Genomic DNA, 21,073 nt, shown 5'->3' with positions numbered 1-21,073 from the left:
CTTTCAGGAAGCCTCGTGAATAGGGAAGAGAAGTCGAAGGGCTCAAGCTCAACAAGGATGCGCCGCACGCTGAGAGCCTTGCTCACACACAGCTCTCAGACCTGGCCGCGAAGGGCAGCAACAACTTCTTCAGCCTCAGCCCGGGCACGCACCGGATCGGCGTTCACAACCGTCACATGGCCGAGTTTGCGGCCCGGACGAACGGCTTTGGAGTAGATATGGACCTTCGCTTCAGGATGACCTTCCAGGGCTTGTCCGAGGGCGCGAGCCGGACAGGGGAAACTCGAACCCAAAAGATTCACCATGACGCAGCTCGAACCGGGAACACGAAGCTCGGTTGAACCGAGAGGCAGGTCCAAGACAGCTCGAAGGTGCTGCTCGAATTGGCTCGTCACCGCACCATCAATGGTCCAGTGACCTGTATTGTGTGGACGCATCGCAAGCTCGTTGACGAGGACGTGCTCGTCGTCGCCCTCGCCGACCACGAACATCTCAACCGCGAGCACACCTGTCACCCCGAGTTCTTCAGCGATCCTCTCACCGAGTTCACGCGCCGCTTCGAGAGTTTCGGGACGCACGCCGAACGCAGGAGCCGTAACAACGGAGCAGACTCCATCGACCTGCTCACTCGTCGCAACAGGCCACGACTTGATCTGTCCGGAGGGTCTTCGGGCGCACAGTGCGGCGACCTCGGACACGAAGGGCACGAACTCTTCGGCGAGGAGTGGTCCCTTTCCGAACCATTCGGCCACGTCCTCAGCCTCGTGGACGACTCGAACTCCACGCCCGTCATAGCCCCCGGTCGGTGTTTTCACGATGAGGGGCCAGCCACACTCATCCCCGAAGGCCTGCAAGTGTTCAAGGGTGTCGATCCTCGCCCAGCGCGGACAGGGCGCCCCCATCTGAGTGAGGCGTTCACGCATCGCGAGCTTATCTTGGGCGTACAAGAGGGCGTGGGCGCGTGGTTCGATGGCGAGCGAGCCCTCGAGTTGTGCGAGAAGGGCCTGGGGGATGTGCTCATGTTCGAAAGTGAGCACGTCAGCCCCTTCGACGAGCGTGCGAACAAGCTCGTCATTCTTGGGCAGGCCGACTGTTGAGGAGGCGACGACCAGAGCAGTCGAAGTGTCCGGGGCTTCAACGAGGGGACGCAGCTCAATGCCGAGGGCGATCGCGCTCTCCTGCATCATGCGGGCGAGCTGCCCGCCTCCGATGACGGCGACGACCGGGCGTGTGCTCCGAGTGGGCTCCATGCACTTCAATCTAGTCGCTCCAGGACCGGGCTCGCCTCGAGGAGGCTTCAGAATCGACGCGATCTGCGTCCCATCGAGACGACTGGCCCATGGGGCATGACCCGATCAGGGTCGAGGGATGCGGGAATCGCAGCGAGGGAGAGTGAGAAGACAGGTGGCCGGTTGCGCGTCAATTCCAATCTCCCACCCATTGCCCCAGCCAGATCCTTTGCCAAAGCCAAGCCGATTCCAGTCGAGCCATGCCCGGACACACCCTTTTCAAAAACGTTGGGTGCCAAGTCTTCAGCAATTCCCTCGCCCTCGTCGGAAACATCAATAACGACCCCCCGCCGATTTGCCGTCTTTCGGGCAAGCACCCGAGTGGTGCCAGCGCCGTAACGCAAGGAGTTCTCAATGAGGGTTGCCAGCACCTGGGAGATTTTCCCTCCATCGGCGAGGATCGGCAGTTCCGCCTCGTCTGTGAAGACGAGCTCACGACCAGCTTGGGCAAAGGCCGCCTCCCATTCTTCACGCTGCGTGTTAAAGGCTTCGAGAATGTGGATCGCTTCGGTCTGGCCGACATTCCTCGCATTGGAGTCGAGCAGTTCGGCAACGACCGCAGTGAGACGCTCAACCTGTTCAAGACAGCTCTTCGCTTCTTCTTGAACCTCCGGCTCGGAGGAGATTAATTCGATCTCCTCCAATCGCATTGACAGGGCGGTGAGTGGGGTTCGGAGTTGATGCGAGGCATCGGAAGCGAATCGGCGCTCAGCGGCGAGCCTTCCCGCCATTCGTTCTCCTGTCCGCGCCAATTCCTCCTGAACGAGGTCGATCTCTTCAATCCCTGAGGGTTTAACCCGCGCTCTTACCTGGCCCGAACCGATCTGCTCAGCTTGAGCCGCGAGGTAGATCAAAGGTGCAGACAGTCGTCGGGAGAATCTCAGGGCGAGGATGAAGCCGACAATCAAGCAAGCACCCATTCCAGCGAGATACAGGACGAGGACGAAGCCGATACGTTCGATTGTCGGCAATGCGGAGGCCTCTAGACGCACGTTCGTGCCCTGATTCGTCGAGGCGTAAACAACATGCGTGGGAGCTGTAACCTGTGTCCGTACTGTGATGAGGTCGCCTTGAGCGGTCGACACTGAGGCGTGTACGCCGCTTTGTCTGATCGTCGCAGGAGAGACGAGCGCCTCAATCAGGGAAGGAGTAACCGCGTCACCGTTCTCGATCCGCCGGTCGATCATTCTCGCAATCGTCTGCGCCCTCGACTCGAGGCGGGACACGTCGGATACCCAGACGATCGAGGAGGTCGCGATCGCACCGGGGACACCCATGAGGAGGGCGACGACGGTCACGGCCGTGAGGATCATCCGTACGGCGCGTTTTCGCATATCTCCTCTTTCCTCGTGATCCGATGTCAGAAGAACCTGCTCTGCCTCAGGCGTGAACCTGCCTTCGAGGGCTGTGATTTTCGGGCCTGGCCCCACTTGTCCGAGGGCTCACGGCTCTATCTACAGGCTACCCGCGTCTAGAGAGGCGACGCGGGTAGGTGTGGGAGATGGCGAGAGGCTGGCCCCTGATGCGAGTGTTCAGCGCAACTCGAAGCGGAAGCCCATTCCTCGAACAGTCGTGATGTAGTGCGGGCTCGTCGCGTCGTCTCCGAGTTTGCGTCGCAGCCAGGACACATGCATATCGAGAGTCTTCGTTGAGCCTGTCGGATCGGAGCCCCAGACTTCACGCATGAGGGTCTCGCGTTCAACGACGCTCCCGGCTGCGCGCAGGAGAACACGAAGCAACTCGAATTCCTTTGCGGTGAGTTGAAGCTCCCGGTCGCCGGAGAAAGCGCGGTGAGCGGCAACATCCATGCGCACGTCCTGGGCGCTGAGTTCAGAATCGTTGACTTCTGTGCTCGTCCGACGAAGCAGTGCGCGGACTCGGGCGAGGAGTTCAGCAAGTCGGAAGGGCTTTGTCACGTAGTCGTCGGCGCCCGCGTCCAAGCCGACCACCATATCGACCTCGTCGGTGCGGGCAGTGAGGATCAGGATCGGCACTGTTTTGCCGCAGGCGCGGATCTCGCGCGCAACTTCAAGGCCATCGATATCAGGAAGACCGAGGTCGAGGACAACGAGGTCAGCCCCTTCAACCTCGGCGAGGGCGCCCCGGCCGGTGCCGTGGGCGCGAACCTCGTAGCCCTCACGACCGAGAGCGCGGGCCAGGGGTTCGGAGATCGCGGGATCATCTTCGACGAGGAGAACAGTAGTCACACGAAGATCATACCCTTTCAAGATTATTTCTTTCATGTTCCTTGACCATTGCGAGGAGCCCCTCACGCTCACTTCATCAGGGGTATCACAGGGAGGAGAAAGACAAAAGGAAGGCGCTTCTCAAGTCCACCCCGGGGAGAGAAAAAGCTCGTCTTCAATCGCGAGAGGAGAGGACATAGGGCGTGACCTGCCCGAAGCCCCGCAATTCAGCGGAGGGGAAATCTTCGAGCACGTATCCGTTTCCTGCTTTGCCTGCAGCGATCGCGGCTGCTGTGGCTGGATCGGTGAGGATTTTCCCCACCGGAGCAATGTCCACCAGTCGAGAAGCAAGGTTGACCGTCGGACCGAAGACATCCCCTGAACGCGAGAACACGTCCCCTCGCACGAAGGACGCTCGAACGGGCAGGATCGTGTCGTCTGCGCTGAGACGCTCGATCAAAGAGGTCGCGACCTTCATCCCTGTCGCAAGATCGTCGGCAATATACAAGACGGCATCTCCGATTGTTTTGACGATCCTGCCGCCCGCCTCCGTGACAGCCAGGCGCGATTCTTCTTCGAATCTCTCAATGAGGTCCACGAGCGCGCCTCCCAGAATCGTCGAAGATGAGGTGTAGGACACCATGTCAACGAAACCGAGGGAACGGTTCAGCGGAAAGCGCGTACGGGAGTCCTCGTGTCCGCGCTGAGCAACCTCCTTGTCGAGGCGGACGAGAAGGGCTTCCATTTGACGGCGCCACGAATGCAAGAGCATTCCCTCGAAGGCGTGGACACTGTCCCGCATGTGGTCGATGACGTACATGCGGGCAGTCGTATCATCAAGGCCGAGCCTGCGAATCGCATCTTCAACGAGGGCTTCGAATTGCCACAGGCTCAAACGGTCCGCGAGATGCGAATTCGCTCTCAGGAGTGAGCGACTTGTCGCGAGGTCGATTGCGCCGGAGTCAACGAGCCCATTCCAGGTGGTGAATACCTCGATATCACGCTCGGTGAAGACACGTTCATCGGGTTCGGGGCGTTGAAAACCCATTGAGACCCAATAGTCGTTGACGCGTTCGATCGTGGTCCCCGTGCTTTCGGCGAGCATTCGAGCACTGGTCGTCAGCGGCCCTCCAAGGAGGCGCGGAACATAACTCGTGACCGTCTGATGTTCAAGTTCGTAATTCTCAATGTCATCTTGAGCCGACGAGACTCCCATATGTTCGATGCCCCTCCTTCCAATGAGATCCGAAAACAACGTGAGCGGAACCGCAGCGAATACCAGCTTAGTAGCCTACATCACGTTGAGCTTCTCTTCTTTGTTTTCACCTTTCCTCCGTATCAAGCACTCTCAGGTTCTTCCCTGCGAAGCACTCACAGCCTCTCCCCTGCGCAGCATGCCCAGGCTTTTCCTCGCGAAGTGCTCGCGGACTCCTCCTTCCGAAGCCCTCACGGCCCCTCCCCTGCGAAGCACTCACGGCCTCCCTTGTTTCGAGCATCGGCTCGAACATCCTGCCTTCACCTCGTGCAAGATAAAGAGCTCTCGGTCACGAAGAGTCCCTCTTGGCACAGGGCCGGGGCTTTCAGGGACAATAGCCTCATGCGACTCCTCCTCGCCTCCAAGTCCCCGGCTCGACTCTCCACCCTCCTCGCTGCAGGAATCACTCCCATCGTCAGGGTCTCTGAGGTCGATGAAGATGCCGTGCTCGAATCCGTGAAGGCCCACTCGCCCTCCCCCAGCGCTGATGAACAAATTGTCGCCCTCGCCTGTGCAAAACGAGACGCCGTCACCTCGACGCTCACCTCTGACGCCTTGCTCGACGAGGAAGGGGCAGATTCTCTCCTTCTGGTCGGCTGCGATTCGATGCTCGAGATCAACGGGCGCATGGTCGGTAAACCTCATCTGCCCGAAATCGCGCGCGAGAGGATCCGGGAAATGCGGGGAAGCGCGGCGACTTTGTGGACCGGACACGCGCTCAGTCTCCTGAGACGCCAAGAGGATGGCTCTTACGCCCTTGAGTCTGCTCTCTCGCGTTCAGCCTCGACAGTCGTTCACTTCGGGCAGATCAGCGACGAGGAGATCGAGGCCTACATCGCCTCGGGTGAACCGCTGCGCGTCGCCGGTTCTTTCACGATTGATGGCCTCGGTGGCCCCTTCATCACGGGGGTCGAGGGCGATCATCACTCCGTCGTTGGCATTTCTTTGCCTCTGTTGCGTGAACTCGCTTCGGAGCTTGGCGTGTTCTGGCCGGATCTGTGGGATTTTCGCCGGAGGACCCCTTCGCGAGAGTAGAGGGATAGAGGACAGCGTCGGCTCTTCTTCGACGCTCTCAGACGCAGAAGAAACGGAGAGCTCGCCCTCGACACGAACAAGTGCATACCGTCGGTAAGTAGAGCTCTCACGCGGGCAAGTGCCGAGCATTGCCGGGCTGCGCGACATTGTGCGGGGGAGAATACGCTCTACCAGACTGCAGGTGAAGAGCATCCCCGGGCACGGATGCACGAAACGGGCTCCCCCTCCCCCGGGCTCCGAATTAGGATTCTTCACATGGACATGACTCTTGCATGGGGAATCGGCCTGGCGACCGTCACGATGGACGGCGAGACCCTGGACGTCTGGTATCCGCGCCCCCACCTCGGAACGATGATGCCCGGCGAGGATGGCGATCTGCTTGAAACGCTCACAGCAATGCAAGGTCAAGACGACGCCCGCCAGGTCCGCACGACGGTCGTCACCTGTAAAGCCGACCTCGGCGACCGCCCCCAGTCCACAGCCGACACTTACCTGCGTCTCCACCTTCTCTCCCACCGTCTGGTCAAGCCCAATACGATTAACCTTGACGGCATCGTGTCGCGTCTTCCCAATGTCGTGTGGACCGCTCAGGGCCCCTGCGCCGCCGAGGGCTTCGAAGAGACCCGCCTTCGTCTGCGCGCCGCACTCGGTCACCCCGTCGTGGTGCTCTCCGTCGACAAGTTCCCCGCAATGGTCCACTATGTCGTCCCCGAAGGAGTGCGCATCGCAGATGGCGCGAAGGTTCGTTTAGGCGCATACCTTGCGGAAGGAACGAGCGTCATGCACGCCGCTTTCGTCAACTACAACGCGGGCACTCTTGGACGCTGCACTGTTGAGGGGCGTATCTCTCAGGGCGTCGTCATTGATGATGGCTCAGATGTCGGCGGCGGCGCCTCGACGATGGGGACCCTTTCCGGCGACGGTCGCAACCGGGTCCGCCTCGGTAAGCGCTGCCTTCTCGGCGCGAATTCAGGTCTGGGGATTCCTTTGGGCGATGACTGCGTTGTTGAAGCCGGACTCTTCCTCACGGCAGGGGCGAAAGTCGCGGTGATGAAGGCCGGTGGTGTCGTACCCGGTGCACATGGTCTTTTCGCTGAACCACCGTGCGTTCCGGCGCGCACGCTAGCTGGCGCGTCGAATGTCTTGTTCCGCCGTAATTCGCAGTCGGGCCGGATTGAGGCTTTGTCCCGTGGCGGCAAGAGTATTGAGATTCCCGAGGATGCGAGCCCCCACATCTGAAGTGCCACAGCACTGCCTGGCGTAGAGCTTCCTGTCCCTCAGATCAGAGCTGACTGTCCCCTAGAGCTGTCTCTGCCCTGCACTGCTCGCCCCTGAGAACTGCCTGTCCCCTGCAGCTGTTTGTGTCAAGCCCCGGCTGAGGGGCACAAGTCGGACATCAAGCGTGCACAAGTCGGACGATTCAAACTCTGACCTGGGCTTTCCTCAAGGATCCAAGGCACAACGTTCGACTTGTGGACAGTCACACCTCTACGCGCCTCAGGCATTGAGGCGCGGGAGCTGCGCGAATGCACGCCTCAAACACTGAGGCCCTCAAACACTGAGGCGCGGGGTGCGCATGCGCAAAGGCACGTAGTCGCGTTCGACCTCACCGACATACACCTGGCGGGGCCGCCCGATCTTCGTGGCCGGGTCTGTCGTCATCTCAACGTACTGGGAGATCCAGCCAGGCAGGCGACCGAGTGCAAAGAGCGGGGTGAACATCTTCGTCGGGAATCCCATCGCCGAATAGATCAGGCCCGTGTAGAAGTCCACGTTCGGATAGAGCTTGCGAGCCTTGAAGTAGTCATCATTCAAAGCGATATCCTCAAGTTCCATCGCAATATCAAGGAGTTCATCGCGCTTGCCCAGGCGAGACAGGACCTCGTGGGCGGTCTCCTTCACGAGGGCAGCTCGCGGATCGTAGTTCTTGTAGACGCGGTGGCCAAAACCCATGAGGCGCACGCCCTCGGCCTTCGACTTCACCTTGTCGACAAAACTCTGGACCGGCTCCCCTGTGTCGCGAATCTGGTGGAGCATCCGCAAAACGGCTTCGTTCGCTCCGCCATGGAGAGGACCTGCGAGAGCGCCAACGCCGGCCGCGACCGAGGCATACAGATTCGCCTGCGAACTGCCCACGAGGCGCACAGTCGAGGTTGAGCAGTTCTGCTCATGATCGGCATGCAAGATAAGCAGCATGTCGAGGGCGCGCACCAGTGCCGGATCAATGTCGTAGGCCTGATAGGGCATGCCGAAGGTCATGCGGATGAAGTCTTCGGTGTAGCCACGCGCCGAATCCGGGTACAGGAGAGGCAGACCTGCCGCCCGCTTCGCAATGTAGCTGATCATCGTCGGCACCTTCGCAAGAAGGAGGACAAGGGCGGTGTCGAGTTGTTTCGAGTCGCGAGGATCGAGGGTGTCCTCGTAATAGGTGGCCAGACCCGCAATCCCAGCCTGGAGGATCGCCATCGGGTGTCCGCGGTGCGGGAAGGCCGTGAAGAATGCTTTGAAATCCTCGTGCAGGAGGCGGTGGCGTTGGATGCTGCGGATGAAGGATTCCAGGGTCGCGGCGTCGGGAAGCTCCCCGTAAATCAGGAGGTAGGCGACTTCCAGGAAGCTCGAGTTCTTCGCGAGCTGTTCAATCGGGTAGCCCCGGTAGCGCAGGATCCCCTTATCGCCGTCAATGAAGGTGATCGCTGATTCGCACGAGGCCGTGTTCGTGTATCCCGGGTCGAGAGTGACGGTCTTGCCCTCAGCGAGGAGTCGGGAAACACCAAGACCATCGTTTCCTACGGAGGCGGTAACTCGGGGCAGCACGATCTTGGATTCCCCGAGAGTGAGGATGCCATCTGGGCGAACGGCGGGAACCTGTTCTTCCGTCATGTTTTCTCCCTTCACGTGGCGGGGTGAGGCCCCACTGGCGAGGTCCAAAGCTTCAGCTCCGCCTCGGGACGAAAGTCCAGCTGTTCATCACCCTATACTCGCGATATCTCGATTGCGAGAGAAATCTGGATTCATCCAAGGAGTGGACCCGCGGCCCGCAAGCGCTCGCAAGCAGCTCGGATCCTCTCATCACTCGCCGTCAGGGCAATGCGGACGCGTCCTTTGGCGGCCTCGCCGTAGAAATCACCCGGAGCCACGAGGATACCCAGTTCAGCACAAGCGTTCACCAGTGCCCACGAGTCCGAATTGCCCGGCTTAGCGACCCACAGGTACAGGCCCGCAGCAGAGTTGGGATCGTTGACGAGGCCGAGGGACTCCACCGCTTCAAGGAGCATGTCCCGCCTCGCCTCATACACCCTCCGCTGAGCTTCGACGTGCTCATCATCGGCAAGTGCGAGAGTCATTGCATGCTGAACCGGGGTGGGCACCATGAGCCCCGAGTGTTTACGCAGCTCAACGACTTGCGCGATGAGCGCCGGATCGCCGTAGGCCACAGCCGCACGGTATCCGGCGAGATTCGACTGCTTCGACAAGGAGTACAAGACGATGACCCCACTCGGGTCGCCCTCGCACACTGCCTCATCGAGGATCGAGGGCACGCCCTCGTGGATCCACGGCGTCGTCCATGGGAGCGCGGCGTAACACTCGTCGGAGATGATGACGGCCTCGTGTTCTCGCGCCCAGGCGAGAGCGGCCCGGAGTTGAGGGATGGACAGGACGTGGCCGTCAGGATTGCCTGGGGAGTTGAGGAAGACGAGGGCGGCATCGGGCCAAGTGTCGGGCCGAGTCGGATCGACCGGTACCGGAGTCGCGCCGGCCAGGCGCGCGCCAATGTCATAGGTTGGGTAAGCGACCTCGGGAACGAGAACGGTGTCGCCTGGGCGAACACCCAGGAGAGTCGGGAACCAGGCAACCGCTTCCTTCGAGCCGATCGTCGGGATGACGCCCTCTACTCCGACATCCGTCATGCGCCTACGCGCACCCCAGGCGAGGATCGCCTCCCTCAGCTGCCGGGTGCCGATGACACTGGGGTACCCGTGTGCGTCAGAGGCTTCGACAAGCGCATCACGAATGAACTGCGGTGTCGGGTCGACCGGGGTTCCGACGGAAAGATCGCAGATCCCATCGGGGTGCGAGTTCGCCAATTCCTTCACGGGGGTGAGGAGGTTCCAGGGGAACTCGGGAAGGGCGAGCGGACGGGGAAGAGCAGTCATGACAAATGACTTCGTCTTATTGCGCGTTCTGCGGGGGAAGGGCAGCGATCATCTCATCGTCGAAGTCCTGAGCTCCGGTCCTCTGGGCACCTCCCGGGGAGCCGAGATCCTTAAAGAAGTCGACATTCGCACGATAGTAATCCGACCACTGCTCAGGAAGATCATCCTCGTAGAAGATCGCCTCGGTCGGGCACACCGGCTCGCAGGCACCGCAGTCGACGCATTCTTCGGGATGAATGTAGAGCGTGCGGGCCCCTTCGTAAATGCAATCGACGGGGCACTCATCGACGCACGCGCGATCCTTCACATCGACGCAGGGCTGCGCGATGACATAGGTCATGACTCCTCCTTGACGGGGTCGGGTGAATACTCTGGCTTTATTATCGCCCTCATGAAACATGAGGAGCATACCCACAGCACTGATCGCCTTGCGATCCGGGAGGATGTGCCCGTCTGCCCGAACTTGGCGCCCGCCCCGAAAGCGTCAATTCCCGAAGACGCGTACAACGCAAATCAGACTCCACCTCCCCTGCCGTGGCTCAAGTGGAGCCCCGGTGAACGCGTCGTCGTCCGATATCGTCTCTCCGATGGCCTGCATGATGCCCTCGGCACTCTTCTTGAAACCGCTTTCGATTATGTCGTGATCGAGACTCGGCGCGGCCCGGTCAGGGTAGAGGCGGCGACGATGGTGACGGGGAAGAAGGTGCCGCCCCCGCCCTCGTTCATAAGCTGAGGGAGGCGTTCATGAGCTGAGGGAGGCGTCCATGAGCTGAGGGCGGGGCCTTTGCGAACTGAGTGTGAGGCTTTCGCGAGCTGAAGGGAGGGCATTCATGAGCTGAAGGCTGGGCGATACTGCAGGCGCCGCATTGGGCATTGCCCCTCGTTGAGCACTCCCCGCCAAGCAAGGGAGGCCCTACCCCGCCAACAAAACAAATGGAGGAGATAACGACAAGTGGAGGGGTTATATCCCCTCCAAAAGTCGCCAACCCCTCCACTTATGGGGCGAGAAGCCTCCGCTTCTGGGCGCGCCGCTCCCGAGCTGCATTCATGAAACGCCCCTTACTTCTGGGCGCGCCGCTCCCGGGCTGCGATCTTGAAACGCTCCTGCGCATCCAGCACAACCTTGCGGACACGAACCGCATCGGGGGTCACCTCAACGCATTCATCATTCGCCGCGAATTCGAGGGACTCTTCAAGGGTGAGCTTGCGCGAGGGAGTGAGCGACTCATACACGTCAGCGGTCGCTGAACGGGTGTTCGTCTGCTTCTTCTCACGGCAAATGTTCACATCCATGTCCTCGCCGCGAGGATTCTCGCCAACGACCTGGCCCTCGTAAACCTCCGAGGAGGGCTCAACGATGAAGGAACCGCGCTCTTGCAGGTTCGTCATCGCATAGGGTGTCGCCTGACCCGCACGGTCTGCGACGAGTGAACCCGTGAGGCGCTGCTCGATCGCTCCTTGCCAGGGGGCATAGCCCTCGGCAATGGAAGAGGCAATGCCGGTTCCGCGCGTCTCCGTGAGGAAGCGGGTGCGGAAGCCGATGAGGCCGCGGGCGGGGACGACGAACTCGAGGCGGATCCAGCCAGAACCGTGGTTCGACATGGTTTCCATGCGCCCCTTGCGCGCCGCCATGAGCTGAGTGACGGCACCGAGGTGCTCCTCGGGAATATCGATCGTCATGCGCTCCATCGGTTCGCAGCGCACGCCCTCGATCTCCTTGGTGACGACCTGCGGTTTGCCGACGGTCAGCTCGAAACCCTCGCGGCGCATCTGCTCGACGAGGATCGCGAGGGCGAGTTCGCCTCGCCCTTGGACCTCCCAGGCGTCGGGGCGCTCGGTCGGGAGAACCCTGAGGGACACATTGCCGACGAGTTCACGGTCGAGACGGTCCTTCACCTGACGGGCGGTGACCTTCGCACCTCTGACACGACCCGCCAGGGGCGAGGTATTGATGCCAATGGTCATCGAAATCGCCGGGTCGTCAATGGTGATGAGCGGCAGAGGACGCGGATCTTCGAGGTCGACGAGGGACTCGCCGATGGTGATGTCCTCGATGCCTGCGACGGCGACGATCTCACCGGGGCCGGCCGATTCGGTGGAAATCCGTTCAAGGCCCTCAGTGCGCAGCAGTTCGGTGACGCGCACGTTCGCGATGGTGCCGTCATGGCGGGCGAGGCCCAGGCTCGCGCCCTTCGTCAAAGTTCCGTTATGAATGCGCAAGAGCGCGAGGCGGCCGAGGAAGGGCGAAGCATCGAGGTTCGTGACATGCGCCTGCAGGGGGGCCTCCTCCTCGTAGGAGGGGCCGGGGATCCTGTTGAGGATCGTCTCGAACAAGGGCTCGAGGTTCTCAGTCGGAAGAATGCCATTGCCCGGGTTCTCCAGCGAGCAAACACCGGCCTTCGCGGAGGCGTAGATGACGGGCACGTCCAGGAGGGAATCGACGTCGGTTTCAACGCCGTCGTTCATGAGGTCCTCGCCAAGCGAGAGGAGCAGATCAGTCGTTTCGGAGACGACCTCTTCGATGCGTGAGTCTGGGCGGTCGACCTTGTTGACGACCACGACGACGGGCAGCTGGGCCTGGAGGGCTTTGCGGAGCACGAAACGGGTCTGCGGCAAGGGCCCCTCGGAGGCGTCAACCATGAGGATGACGCCGTCGACCATGGACAGGCCGCGCTCGACCTCGCCGCCGAAATCGGCGTGTCCGGGTGTGTCGATCACGTTGATCGTCACCCCGCCTTCCAGGCCGAGGGCTTTCGCTGCGGGGCCCGAGTAGTGGACGGCGGTGTTCTTCGCGAGGATCGTAATGCCCTTCTCGCGTTCGAGATCACCGGAGTCCATGACGCGCTCGCCGGTTTTCTCCACGGTGTCGCGTTCGGAGAATGCGCCCGACTGCCATAGCATCGCGTCAACCAGTGTCGTTTTGCCGTGGTCGACGTGGGCGACGATCGCGACATTGCGCAGGTCCTGGCGAACTGGCATGGATTCTCCTCTGATTGGGCGCGTTCAAGGCTCGTGTGCACCCTTTCGGCGCACATGAGCATCCCCGAGTTTAGTCCGTGCTCTCGCCCCTCCCCCGGGTCGGGCGTGCGACATCGGACACGCGAGACCTGGACGATGATGCGCGAAAGGCTTCGCCTGCGTAGAGTCGATTCTCGTCCGAGAGCGCCGCCCACACGAGGGCGACGCACCCCATGACATGCGGGCGCTGATCCGCTTCAAGACTGTCTGAGGTCCCCCATGAAGATCCGTAGATTCATCGCGCGCACCTACCTGCGTTTTTCCCGATGGAACTTCGCAGGCGAACCCCTCGCTGATAAGACGATGGTGATCGGAGCCCCGCACACATCGAACTGGGACGGCGTCTTTATGGCGCTCTCGTTCTGGTCGATCGAGCGACCCTTCCATTTCCTCGTGAAGGACTCGATCGTGAAGAAACCGATCTTCGGCGCTTTCGTCAAGTGGATCGGCGCGATCGGCGTCGATCGGACGGCTGCGCACGGCATCGTCGGGCAGGTGGTGGATGCCGCTAACGCTTCTGAGAGCTTCACGATCGTTCTCACTCCGAAGGGGACGAGGTCGCCGCGCGAGTACTGGAAGTCTGGTTTCTACAGGATCGCTCAGGGCGCGGACTTGCCTGTGGCACTCGGTTTCGTTGACCGCAAAACCATGACCTTCGGATGGGGGCGTTCGATTCGTCTGAGCGGCGATCCTAGAGCCGATATGGACGTGATCCGCGAGTTCTACTCAGACAAGGTCGGCGTGAACCCTGAGCTTGCCTCTGTTCCTCGTCTTCGAGCCGAGGACGATCCTGCTGAAAGCGGGAAGGCCTGTTGAGGGCGGGACCCCTTCGGAGGCTCAGGTCTGAAGAACAGTGCCTTCGAACTCGCAGGACCAAGCAGTTGTGAACAAGCGCTCGCAGCTCTAAACCCTCTCTGATGTGTGCGTGGAGCTTAAAGGAGCCCCTCCTTTAATCCTGCAGATCTAAAGGGGCCCTGCCTTCACTCTTCCGCCTGAATCACCTCTCTGTGACTCGCACACTCCTTCAGCTTGTATCGGCCCTGCTCTCCCCCGTCCCACCAGCCCGTATCCCTCTACTCCTTTCCTTCATCTCCCCTTCGCCTCATTACCCCGTCCTTCCTCAGCTCAACGCCCTTCGTCCCATTGCACCCCCTAGGGGATGTACTCGGGGATGTGCTCGAAGGTCCCACTCCCCATCAGCTAACAATTCACACAACGACAGGACGCACCCCTTATGTCCTCCCCCACGCCTCCCGCACCCACGGGTGACAACCGCTCTTTGAACCGCTCCCTGAAGTCACGCCACCTCACGATGATTTCCATCGGAGGCGCGATCGGTACCGGTCTTTTCGTCGCCTCCGGCGCCACGATCTCTAGCGCAGGCCCAGGCGGAGCCCTTCTCGCCTACGGCCTCATCGGATTCATGGTGTGGCTCATCATGCAGTCCCTCGGCGAAATGGCAGCCTTCCTACCCGTCTCCGGGTCCTTCGGCGAATACGGACGCCGCTTTATGTCCCCTTCCTTCGGTTTTGCGATGGGATGGAACTACTGGTTCAACTGGGCGATCACCGTCGCAGCGGAGCTGGTCGCAGCAGCTCTCGTCATGAAGTACTGGTTCCCGCACGTCCCCTCGATCCTGTGGTCCGGGCTCTTCCTCCTCATCCTCTTCGGCATCAACGCCCTCTCAACAAAGGCCTACGGCGAATCCGAATTCTGGTTCGCAACGATCAAGGTCCTCGCAGTCATCGTCTTCTTGATCCTCGGCCTCGCAATGATCCTCGGGATCATCGGAGAAGCTCCGGGAGCTCAGAACTGGACCGCAGGTGAGGCGCCCTTCGTCGGCGGTGCCGAGGGTGTTTTCCTCGTCATCCTCGTCGCCGGATACTCCTTCCAGGGCACCGAACTCATCGGCGTCGCCGCTGGAGAAGCCGAAGATCCCGAGCGCACGATCCCGCGCGCGATTCGCACGATCTTCTGGAGAATCCTCCTGTTCTATATCGGCGCGATCGCCGTGATCGGTTTCCTCATCCCCTACACGGATCCGAGCCTTCTTAACTCCTCGGAGACGAACATTTCGGTCAGCCCCTTTACTCTCGTCTTCGACAAGGCCGGAATTCTCGCTGCCGCCTCGCTGATGAACGCCGTCATTTTGACTTCCGTCCTCTCGGCGGGCACCTCCGGCCTGTACGCTTCGACGCGCATGCTCTTCGCACTCGCTGAAAAGGGCCACGCTCCGCGTTTCCTCAAAAAGCTCTCCAAGCACCAAGTCCCGGTCAATGCGCTCCTCGCGACGACCCTTGTGGGTCTTGCGGGCTTCATCACCTCGCTCGTCGGCGACGGTAAGGCTTATGAGTTCCTCCTCACGGTTTCCGCGCTGGCGGGCTTCATCACCTGGATGGGCATTTCCTGGTCGCATTACAGGTTCCGCAGGGCGCTCGCGATTCAGAATATCTCGCTCGATTCTCTCCCCTACCGTGCCCGATTCTTCCCCGCTGGTGCGATCGTTGCGCTCGTGGCTTGCGTCCTCATCGTTGTCGGCCAGTCCTACGGTCCGCTCAGGGATGGGGCGCCGCTTGGCGAGCTTCTCCTCCCCTTCATCGGGATCCCCTTCTTCCTCGCCCTGTGGGCAGGGCACAAGCTCGTCACGAAAGAACCCGCCGTCGACCTCGCGACTGCCGACCTCGGCCGCGAGTAAACGAGGGGAACTCAGGATTCAAGCGTGGGGCAAGGGGCGCGCGACCTCGGGATTCGGGGCGCCTGAGGGACGCACCGGCCTCGGGATTCGGATCTGTCTGGGAGCGCGCGGCCTGGGGAAGCGGCCACATCTGGGGGCGCGCGGCCGGGGATCCGGGCGTGGGTGAGGATCGCCCCCGCGGACCCGGTGCCTGTCTGAGGGAGTACCACGAACTCAGGATTCGGGCGTGGGTGAGGAACTCAGAAGCAGCTCAACGAGCCGCCTCGGGCTCCCGTCCATGAGCTGAGGAGCTCAGAGCCAGTGGGCGCGGAGCTCCTCCGGGGTCTTCGCGGACAACTCAGCAAGGGAAACGTCGAAGACCGTACACGCACCCATCTCCCCACGGGCGGCTTTCCGGGCGACCGCGCGTGCCATCGCAGTCAGAACCGAGCCGGTGAACTCCGGATTCGACTCGAGGGCGAGTTCGAAGCCGATGGACTCGTGGACACCCTCAGAGGTGGTGCCACGGCGGATCACGGTCCCCCCATGCGGCAGACCGGAGTGTTCGCCGGCCAATTCCTCAGCGGAGATGAAGGTGACGGTGGTGTCATAGTCGGCGAAGTAGTTCGGCATCTCAACGATCTCCCGTTTAATGCGCTCACGGTCCGCGCCCTCCTCGGCGACGACGTAGCACGCGCGGGTGTGCATTGAGCGGGTCGTGAGTTCGACCTCCTCACCGTTCTTCACGGCATGAACGGTCGACTCAACGGGGAGCGTGTATTGGCGCGCGTCAACGACTCCTTCGATGCGGCGGATCGCATCGGAGTGCCCCTGGGAGACGCCCGGGCCCCAGAAAGTCGTGGAGGCTCCATCTGGCAAGACCGCGTCGCCGAGGACGCGGAGCATTGAGAAGAGCCCCGGATCCCAGCCGGTCGAGATCAGGCTGACATGCCCCGCCGCTTTCGCGGCCTCGTCAACGGCGGCGAAATAAGTGGGGATCTTCGAATGGGTATCGAAGGAGTCAACGGTATTGAAAAGCCTCGCCGCGGCCGGTCCCTGTTCTTCGAGGTCGGTCGCCGAACCGCCGCAGTTGATGCAGACATCCACGGTGTCGGCCCACTCGGCCATCGTGTCCACGTGCGCGACCGGCGCGCCGAGGGTTGTGACGGTGCGCGGATCGCGGCGAGTGAAGACGACAGCGAGTTCGAGGTCGTCATTCTTCGAAATAGCCTTTTCAACGCCTCGTCCGAGATTGCCGTAACCGTTGATGGCGATCGTGATCATCGTGCCTCCATAAGCGAAAAATCCATTGAATCAAGCTTGGTCCGCTCCCCGAATGATCGAAGAAGGTGTCTCAACGGCCGGACGAGGATCGGGGGGATTGCTTGTGCGGGCGCGGGACTTGAAGACCACGTGCTTCGGGATCATTGCAGGCATTCGGGCGTGCTCGCAATATGAGAACGGGACATTTCAGTGCTCGAACGAGGCTCGACCGGCCCCCTCTTGTGCAGGAGTGGGGGCACTCCAGCACCCGAACTCAGATCGCTGTGCCTCACGCGCACGGAAGCGGGGTGTTTGCACAGGTCAAACCTAGGTGAAAATCACCGCACTGCCTCGTGTGTGCAGAAGCGAGAGTGCAGGCGTCTCATGACTTTCGCGAACCTCTGCGCCCACAAGACAAGGAAGGCCACACCCGCGCAGGTAATCCGCTGCGACAGGCACAACGGTGATGTCGCAAACGCAATCTATAAGACGGGAAGATAAACGACCGCGATCCCGAGCCCTATCGCAGCCCACAGCGAGACGTTGTCCAGCAGGCCAAGGAAAGCGGATGGTCAAGCCCTGGGCGCCGCGCCCCGTGTCATCTGCGCAGCACCACACCAAGCCCTTGGACCGACACGCCCGGACACATCTGGAGGCTTTGCTCTGCTCGTCGTATCTGGGGCCCTTGCACATGGGCGAGCGCCCTCATCCCGGTGTCCCGGGATGAGGGCGCTCACTCCTTGCCTCAGCGACCAGTCAGCAGTCGCCTTGGCCGGGCGTCATCAGACCTGGTCACGTCGACGCTTCACTGCGACAAGCACACCACCGGCCAACGCCAGCACCGAGCCGATCACACCGAGCATCAGCACGTTCGACGCACCCGTCTTGGCCAATGTCTTGCCCGGAGGCGTAGGTGTCGGCACCGGCGTGTACGTGTTCGTCGCGGTCACGGCCACGACCGTGTCCTTGTCAGTGATGGTGACCTTGCCACTATCGGAGAGCTCGCTCACAACCGTGTACCCCTCACGGTTCGCCGTCTGAGCGCGCTCAGTCAGCGCGCACTCCGTGCCCGTCGGCACTCGCGGCCCTTCCACGGCGGTCCCGTCACCCAGAACGTCAAGGCGTCCCTCGGTGCCATCCGTGCAGACGTAGTCGAACACGAAGGTGTCGCGGGTGAAGGAGTCCGCGCCGCCAACAACCGTCTTCGCGACCGAGAAGGAACCACGATCAAGCACGTAGGTATTGGTCGCAGCAACCTTGACGGTGGTGCCGTCCCGCACGTCGAAGACCGCGGTACCGTTGTTCACGCCATTGGTAGAGCCGTCAACGGTGAGGACCGTGCTGAGGCTTGCTCCATCGATCGTGGCGTCACGTTCGGACACCGAGCACGAGCCGACTGGCACGTCCGTAACAGCACCGATTTCTCCGCCCTTGATGACGACGGTTCCCTTCACCTGGGCAGCACCGGTGAGCGGCGTGCAGGTGTAGTCGAAGGTGAACTCCTTATCCTTGGCCAGTGCGGCTCCGTCACCGTCCACGGTCTTGGAGATGTCGAATCCACCCTCAAGCGGCGTGTAGGTGTTGGTCACCGTGACCTCGGGGCTAGGAGTCGCGGTTCCCACGGTCACCTGACCGGCGGTGTAGGCGGTCGCCACGGCGTAGCCCGCACGCTGCGCACTGCCGTCGGCCTCCTTGATTGTGCAGGAGGTGCCGAAGGGAAGGGAGGGGCTCGTGACAGCCGTCCCGTTGCCCGTCAGCGTCAGGCTGCCAGCCTTCTGCTCGTCGGTGAGAGCGACCGAGTTGTGCGTGCAGGTGTACTGAACGGTGAAGGTGTTGTCCGCACCGGTGAAGGTGGCGCCCTGGACGACCTTCTTCACCGAGAAGGTTCCCTTGTTGAGCGTGTAGGTGTTGGTCACGTCGATATTCGGGACCGCACCCTTGGCGATGGTGACATCGGGGCTGGCGACAACGTCCAGGGTGTAGCCCTCAAGGTAGGCGGTGCCATCCTGGCCCTGGTCGACGCGCTCCTTGACCGTGCACGAGTAGCCCACGGGAATCTCGTCGGACTTCTTCGACTCGCCCTTGCCGACGATGATGGTGCCCGTAATGGGGTCCTTACCATCGGCCTTGCACGTGTAGTCGAAGGTGTAAGTATCCGGCGCCTTGTCGCCCGCGTCACCCGCGACCGTCTTCGTCACCGAGAAACGACCCATGTCGCGCGTATAGGTGTTGGTGAAGGTGGCGGTGACCGTCGGCTCGCTACCCATGCCGATCGTCACGGACTGGGCATCGTGGCCAGCCGGGTCAAGGGTGTAACCGTCAATGCCGACACCTGCAGTGTCCTCAGTCACCTCGCAGGTGGTGCCGACAGGGAACTTCTCAGGGCTCGCCACGGGGGTCTCGTCACCCGGGACATCCGCGATCTGTCCGTTCTTCTTGGTGTTGTCCGGCAGGGTGCAGGTGTAGCTGAAGCTAAACTTCTTCGCCGCGGCGCCCTCGGCACCATTGGCCTTCTTGACCACCTGGAAGCCGTTGTCCGCAGCTCCCACCGTATTCAACAGATTGACCTTCGTGGTCTTCTGGTCCTCAATCGTCAGGCTCGTGCCTGCAACCGTGCCGATGGTGAACTTGGGGTCTTTCCAGGTGTATCCGGCAGGCAGGGCAGGATTAGCCGTCGAGGTGTCCTCACGCAGGTTGCTAATCGTCGTGCCCACCGGGAACGGCGTAGCGAAACTGATTTCCTCGCCCCGCTTGACAACCATCGTGGCCGTACCGGTGCGCTTGTCAGCATTGAGGGTACTGCTATTGTCTTCATTCACAGGCGGCGTCCACTTCGGGTAACTGTCCGCGGTAGTGCCTGCGGGAAGCTCGTAGTCGAAGGCGACCGTGAAGGTCACACCTGCATCCGCTTGCTGGGCGTAGTCCGCGGCAATTCGTTTGGTCACGCTGAAGGTGCCCTCACCTTGCCTCATCGCCACCTGCACCGACCCCGCCTTGACAAACTGCGTGGTCTTGCTCTCGGTGATCTGGGTTCCGGCAACCGTCACCGTGTTGGTGTAGTCAGTGCCCGGAAGCGCGGTACCGCCGACGAAGAGGGTCCTGTAAGAGAGTGAATAGTTGGTCTTCGCTCTGAATGGGCCTTTCGCCACCAAAGTGATCGGTGTCGTCCCGTCAGCTGCCATCTCCCCACACTCGCCGGTGACCTCGAAAGTCCCCTGGTCGCCCGTCGTCGGGCCCTCCTTCGTTCCTGAGTCTAGAAGGAGTGACTGTGAGGGATTCTCCTCAGAGTCAATGGCGTGGAGGTAGATCTGCTGCAGCGGACAGGTCATGCCCGCACCGAGCGTGTCATTAAAAGTGATGGTATGCGAGGTCTGGCCGTCGAAGGTCACGCCAAGCGCCTTCATAAGCCTCGGCCCACCGAAGTTGAAGTACCACAACGCCTGCGTATCACCCTCCTTCATGATGCCGTTGTAGCTCTTGTAGAGACGCATGTCTGGGCGGTAAGTGCCGCCGGATGGCTTTGGGATTCCGCCGGCCCCGGGGAGGTCAACCTTGACGGTCTTGTCATGGTTGACGGTGAAGAGCAGCTCCTCCTGGGTGGTGTACGAAACGACATCAAGTTGGAAACTGCCGACCCCATGAATGTCCTTGTTTCCCGCCTGGACCAGCGGGGTGATCGCAGCATCGAAGGTACAGGTGACGATCTTTTCAGTAAAGGTACACTGCCCCACATGCTGCCCGTCGTAGTCCATGGGCACCACGAGAGTCGAGTGGAACTTCATCTCCTCGGGCAGGGTGATTGTGAAGGAGTCGCCCTCCTTCGGCGTTGTCTTCGAGGCGTCCCAGTCAAACGTCAGCAGGGCCAGGCCTTTCACGTACAGCTGGCCATCCTGCTGCTCATTGGCAGAGTTCACCTTGGTGAGGGTGAGGTTGGTGACCTCGATCTGGGGGTTAACCTCGGCCGCGGCCGGCGCAGCAAGCCCTTGGACCACGATACCCAGGGCCGCCAGGAGCGCCACGGCAACACCGGCCACTCTCGAACTCACCGCCCTAGATAACAGGCTCCTGATAGACGTCTGCATACTTTCACCTTTCTCCATCATCCGCTGGAACTGGGACACGCCGCAAGGGACGACACATACACGTACCAGATCCTGCTACGCATAAGTTGTAAAATTCTACCACAACTCACGATCGAA

15 protein-coding genes are annotated in these 21,073 nt (G+C 61.4%); 5 read left to right on the top strand and 10 right to left on the bottom strand.

The genetic code is table 11. From position 1 onward, the window contains the following. Positions 1-95: 95 nt before the first annotated feature. From JFX23_RS01895 to JFX23_RS01880, 4 genes are all read right to left on the bottom strand, one after another. Positions 96-1,250 carry a 5-(carboxyamino)imidazole ribonucleotide synthase gene (locus JFX23_RS01895; RefSeq protein WP_198775475.1) on the bottom strand — a complete coding sequence of 385 codons (1,155 nt, stop codon included), beginning with the start codon at positions 1,248-1,250 and terminating at the stop codon, positions 96-98. Between the two features lie 47 nt (positions 1,251-1,297). Beyond that, positions 1,298-2,623 (bottom strand): HAMP domain-containing sensor histidine kinase, encoded by a 1,326-nt coding sequence (locus JFX23_RS01890; RefSeq protein WP_198775474.1) that lies wholly within the window; start codon positions 2,621-2,623, stop codon positions 1,298-1,300. Between the two features lie 198 nt (positions 2,624-2,821). Continuing rightward, on the bottom strand, positions 2,822-3,496 hold the full coding sequence (locus JFX23_RS01885) for a response regulator transcription factor (RefSeq protein ID WP_040313717.1): 675 nt from the start codon (positions 3,494-3,496) through the stop codon (positions 2,822-2,824). A 154-nt stretch (positions 3,497-3,650) separates the two neighbouring features. Next, complete coding sequence (locus JFX23_RS01880) at positions 3,651-4,691, bottom strand: adenylate/guanylate cyclase domain-containing protein (protein WP_005962068.1); 1,041 nt, start codon at positions 4,689-4,691, stop codon at positions 3,651-3,653. 381 nt (positions 4,692-5,072) lie between these two features. Between JFX23_RS01880 and JFX23_RS01875 the strand changes: the two genes are divergently transcribed. Beyond that, positions 5,073-5,765 (top strand): Maf family protein, encoded by a 693-nt coding sequence (locus tag JFX23_RS01875; RefSeq protein WP_198775473.1) that lies wholly within the window; start codon positions 5,073-5,075, stop codon positions 5,763-5,765. Positions 5,766-6,020: 255 nt separating this feature from the next. Then, on the top strand, positions 6,021-7,004 hold the full coding sequence (dapD, locus tag JFX23_RS01870; protein WP_198775472.1) for a 2,3,4,5-tetrahydropyridine-2,6-dicarboxylate N-succinyltransferase: 984 nt from the start codon (positions 6,021-6,023) through the stop codon (positions 7,002-7,004). A gap of 312 nt (positions 7,005-7,316) precedes the next feature. On the opposite strand, the gene JFX23_RS01865 is transcribed toward dapD, so the two are convergent. The 3 genes from JFX23_RS01865 to fdxA all read right to left on the bottom strand — a co-directional run bounded on the left by JFX23_RS01865 (position 7,317) and on the right by fdxA (position 10,259). Further along, entirely contained in the window at positions 7,317-8,645 is a 1,329-nt protein-coding gene (locus tag JFX23_RS01865) for a citrate synthase (RefSeq protein ID WP_005962074.1), read from the bottom strand. Between the two features lie 131 nt (positions 8,646-8,776). Then, the gene (gene dapC, locus JFX23_RS01860; protein WP_198775471.1) at positions 8,777-9,919 is read right to left on the bottom strand and encodes a succinyldiaminopimelate transaminase; all 1,143 of its coding nucleotides are present in this window, start codon (positions 9,917-9,919) and stop codon (positions 8,777-8,779) included. A 16-nt stretch (positions 9,920-9,935) separates the two neighbouring features. Next, the gene (gene fdxA, locus JFX23_RS01855) at positions 9,936-10,259 is read right to left on the bottom strand and encodes a ferredoxin (protein WP_005962078.1); all 324 of its coding nucleotides are present in this window, start codon (positions 10,257-10,259) and stop codon (positions 9,936-9,938) included. 51 nt (positions 10,260-10,310) lie between these two features. Here fdxA and JFX23_RS09295 point away from each other — a divergent pair, with 51 nt between their 5' ends. Further along, complete coding sequence (locus JFX23_RS09295) at positions 10,311-10,652, top strand: putative acetyltransferase (RefSeq protein WP_233050468.1); 342 nt, start codon at positions 10,311-10,313, stop codon at positions 10,650-10,652. A 326-nt stretch (positions 10,653-10,978) separates the two neighbouring features. Here JFX23_RS09295 and typA read toward each other — a convergent pair whose 3' ends face one another. Further along, positions 10,979-12,898 (bottom strand): translational GTPase TypA, encoded by a 1,920-nt coding sequence (gene typA, locus JFX23_RS01845; protein WP_198775470.1) that lies wholly within the window; start codon positions 12,896-12,898, stop codon positions 10,979-10,981. A gap of 258 nt (positions 12,899-13,156) precedes the next feature. Here typA and JFX23_RS01840 point away from each other — a divergent pair, with 258 nt between their 5' ends. Both JFX23_RS01840 and JFX23_RS01835 read left to right on the top strand, forming a co-directional pair. Then, positions 13,157-13,753: a 1-acyl-sn-glycerol-3-phosphate acyltransferase gene (locus tag JFX23_RS01840; RefSeq protein WP_198775469.1), complete on the top strand. Its 597-nt coding sequence runs from the start codon at positions 13,157-13,159 to the stop codon at positions 13,751-13,753. A 418-nt stretch (positions 13,754-14,171) separates the two neighbouring features. Next, positions 14,172-15,632: an amino acid permease gene (locus JFX23_RS01835; RefSeq protein ID WP_198775468.1), complete on the top strand. Its 1,461-nt coding sequence runs from the start codon at positions 14,172-14,174 to the stop codon at positions 15,630-15,632. A 291-nt stretch (positions 15,633-15,923) separates the two neighbouring features. Here JFX23_RS01835 and JFX23_RS01830 read toward each other — a convergent pair whose 3' ends face one another. Together JFX23_RS01830 and JFX23_RS01825 are read right to left on the bottom strand one after the other, a co-directional pair. Beyond that, entirely contained in the window at positions 15,924-16,895 is a 972-nt protein-coding gene (locus JFX23_RS01830; RefSeq protein WP_198775467.1) for a diaminopimelate dehydrogenase, read from the bottom strand. Positions 16,896-17,656: 761 nt separating this feature from the next. Then, on the bottom strand, positions 17,657-20,920 hold the full coding sequence (locus tag JFX23_RS01825) for a DUF5979 domain-containing protein (RefSeq protein WP_332874658.1): 3,264 nt from the start codon (positions 20,918-20,920) through the stop codon (positions 17,657-17,659). Between the last annotated feature and the right edge of the window lie 153 nt (positions 20,921-21,073).

It is taken from the genome of Schaalia cardiffensis, assembly GCF_016405145.1.
Lineage (GTDB): Bacteria > Actinomycetota > Actinomycetes > Actinomycetales > Actinomycetaceae > Pauljensenia > Pauljensenia cardiffensis.
Note: the sequence above shows the minus strand (reverse complement) of the source record. Positions and strands in the feature narration are given on the sequence as shown.

Excerpts from the sequence above, each read along its gene's own strand:
- JFX23_RS01895 (WP_198775475.1), bottom strand. The coding sequence starts at position 1,250 with ATGGAGCCCACTCGGAGCACACGCCCGGTCGTCGCCGTCATCGGAGGC.
- JFX23_RS01890 (WP_198775474.1), bottom strand. The coding sequence starts at position 2,623 with ATGCGAAAACGCGCCGTACGGATGATCCTCACGGCCGTGACCGTCGTC.
- JFX23_RS01880 (WP_005962068.1), bottom strand. The coding sequence starts at position 4,691 with ATGGGAGTCTCGTCGGCTCAAGATGACATTGAGAATTACGAACTTGAA.
- JFX23_RS01875 (WP_198775473.1), top strand. The coding sequence starts at position 5,073 with ATGCGACTCCTCCTCGCCTCCAAGTCCCCGGCTCGACTCTCCACCCTC.
- dapD (WP_198775472.1), top strand. The coding sequence starts at position 6,021 with ATGGACATGACTCTTGCATGGGGAATCGGCCTGGCGACCGTCACGATG.
- JFX23_RS01865 (WP_005962074.1), bottom strand. The coding sequence starts at position 8,645 with ATGACGGAAGAACAGGTTCCCGCCGTTCGCCCAGATGGCATCCTCACT.
- dapC (WP_198775471.1), bottom strand. The coding sequence starts at position 9,919 with ATGACTGCTCTTCCCCGTCCGCTCGCCCTTCCCGAGTTCCCCTGGAAC.
- fdxA (WP_005962078.1), bottom strand. The coding sequence starts at position 10,259 with ATGACCTATGTCATCGCGCAGCCCTGCGTCGATGTGAAGGATCGCGCG.
- JFX23_RS09295 (WP_233050468.1), top strand. The coding sequence starts at position 10,311 with ATGAAACATGAGGAGCATACCCACAGCACTGATCGCCTTGCGATCCGG.
- typA (WP_198775470.1), bottom strand. The coding sequence starts at position 12,898 with ATGCCAGTTCGCCAGGACCTGCGCAATGTCGCGATCGTCGCCCACGTC.
- JFX23_RS01840 (WP_198775469.1), top strand. The coding sequence starts at position 13,157 with ATGAAGATCCGTAGATTCATCGCGCGCACCTACCTGCGTTTTTCCCGA.
- JFX23_RS01835 (WP_198775468.1), top strand. The coding sequence starts at position 14,172 with ATGTCCTCCCCCACGCCTCCCGCACCCACGGGTGACAACCGCTCTTTG.
- JFX23_RS01830 (WP_198775467.1), bottom strand. The coding sequence starts at position 16,895 with ATGATCACGATCGCCATCAACGGTTACGGCAATCTCGGACGAGGCGTT.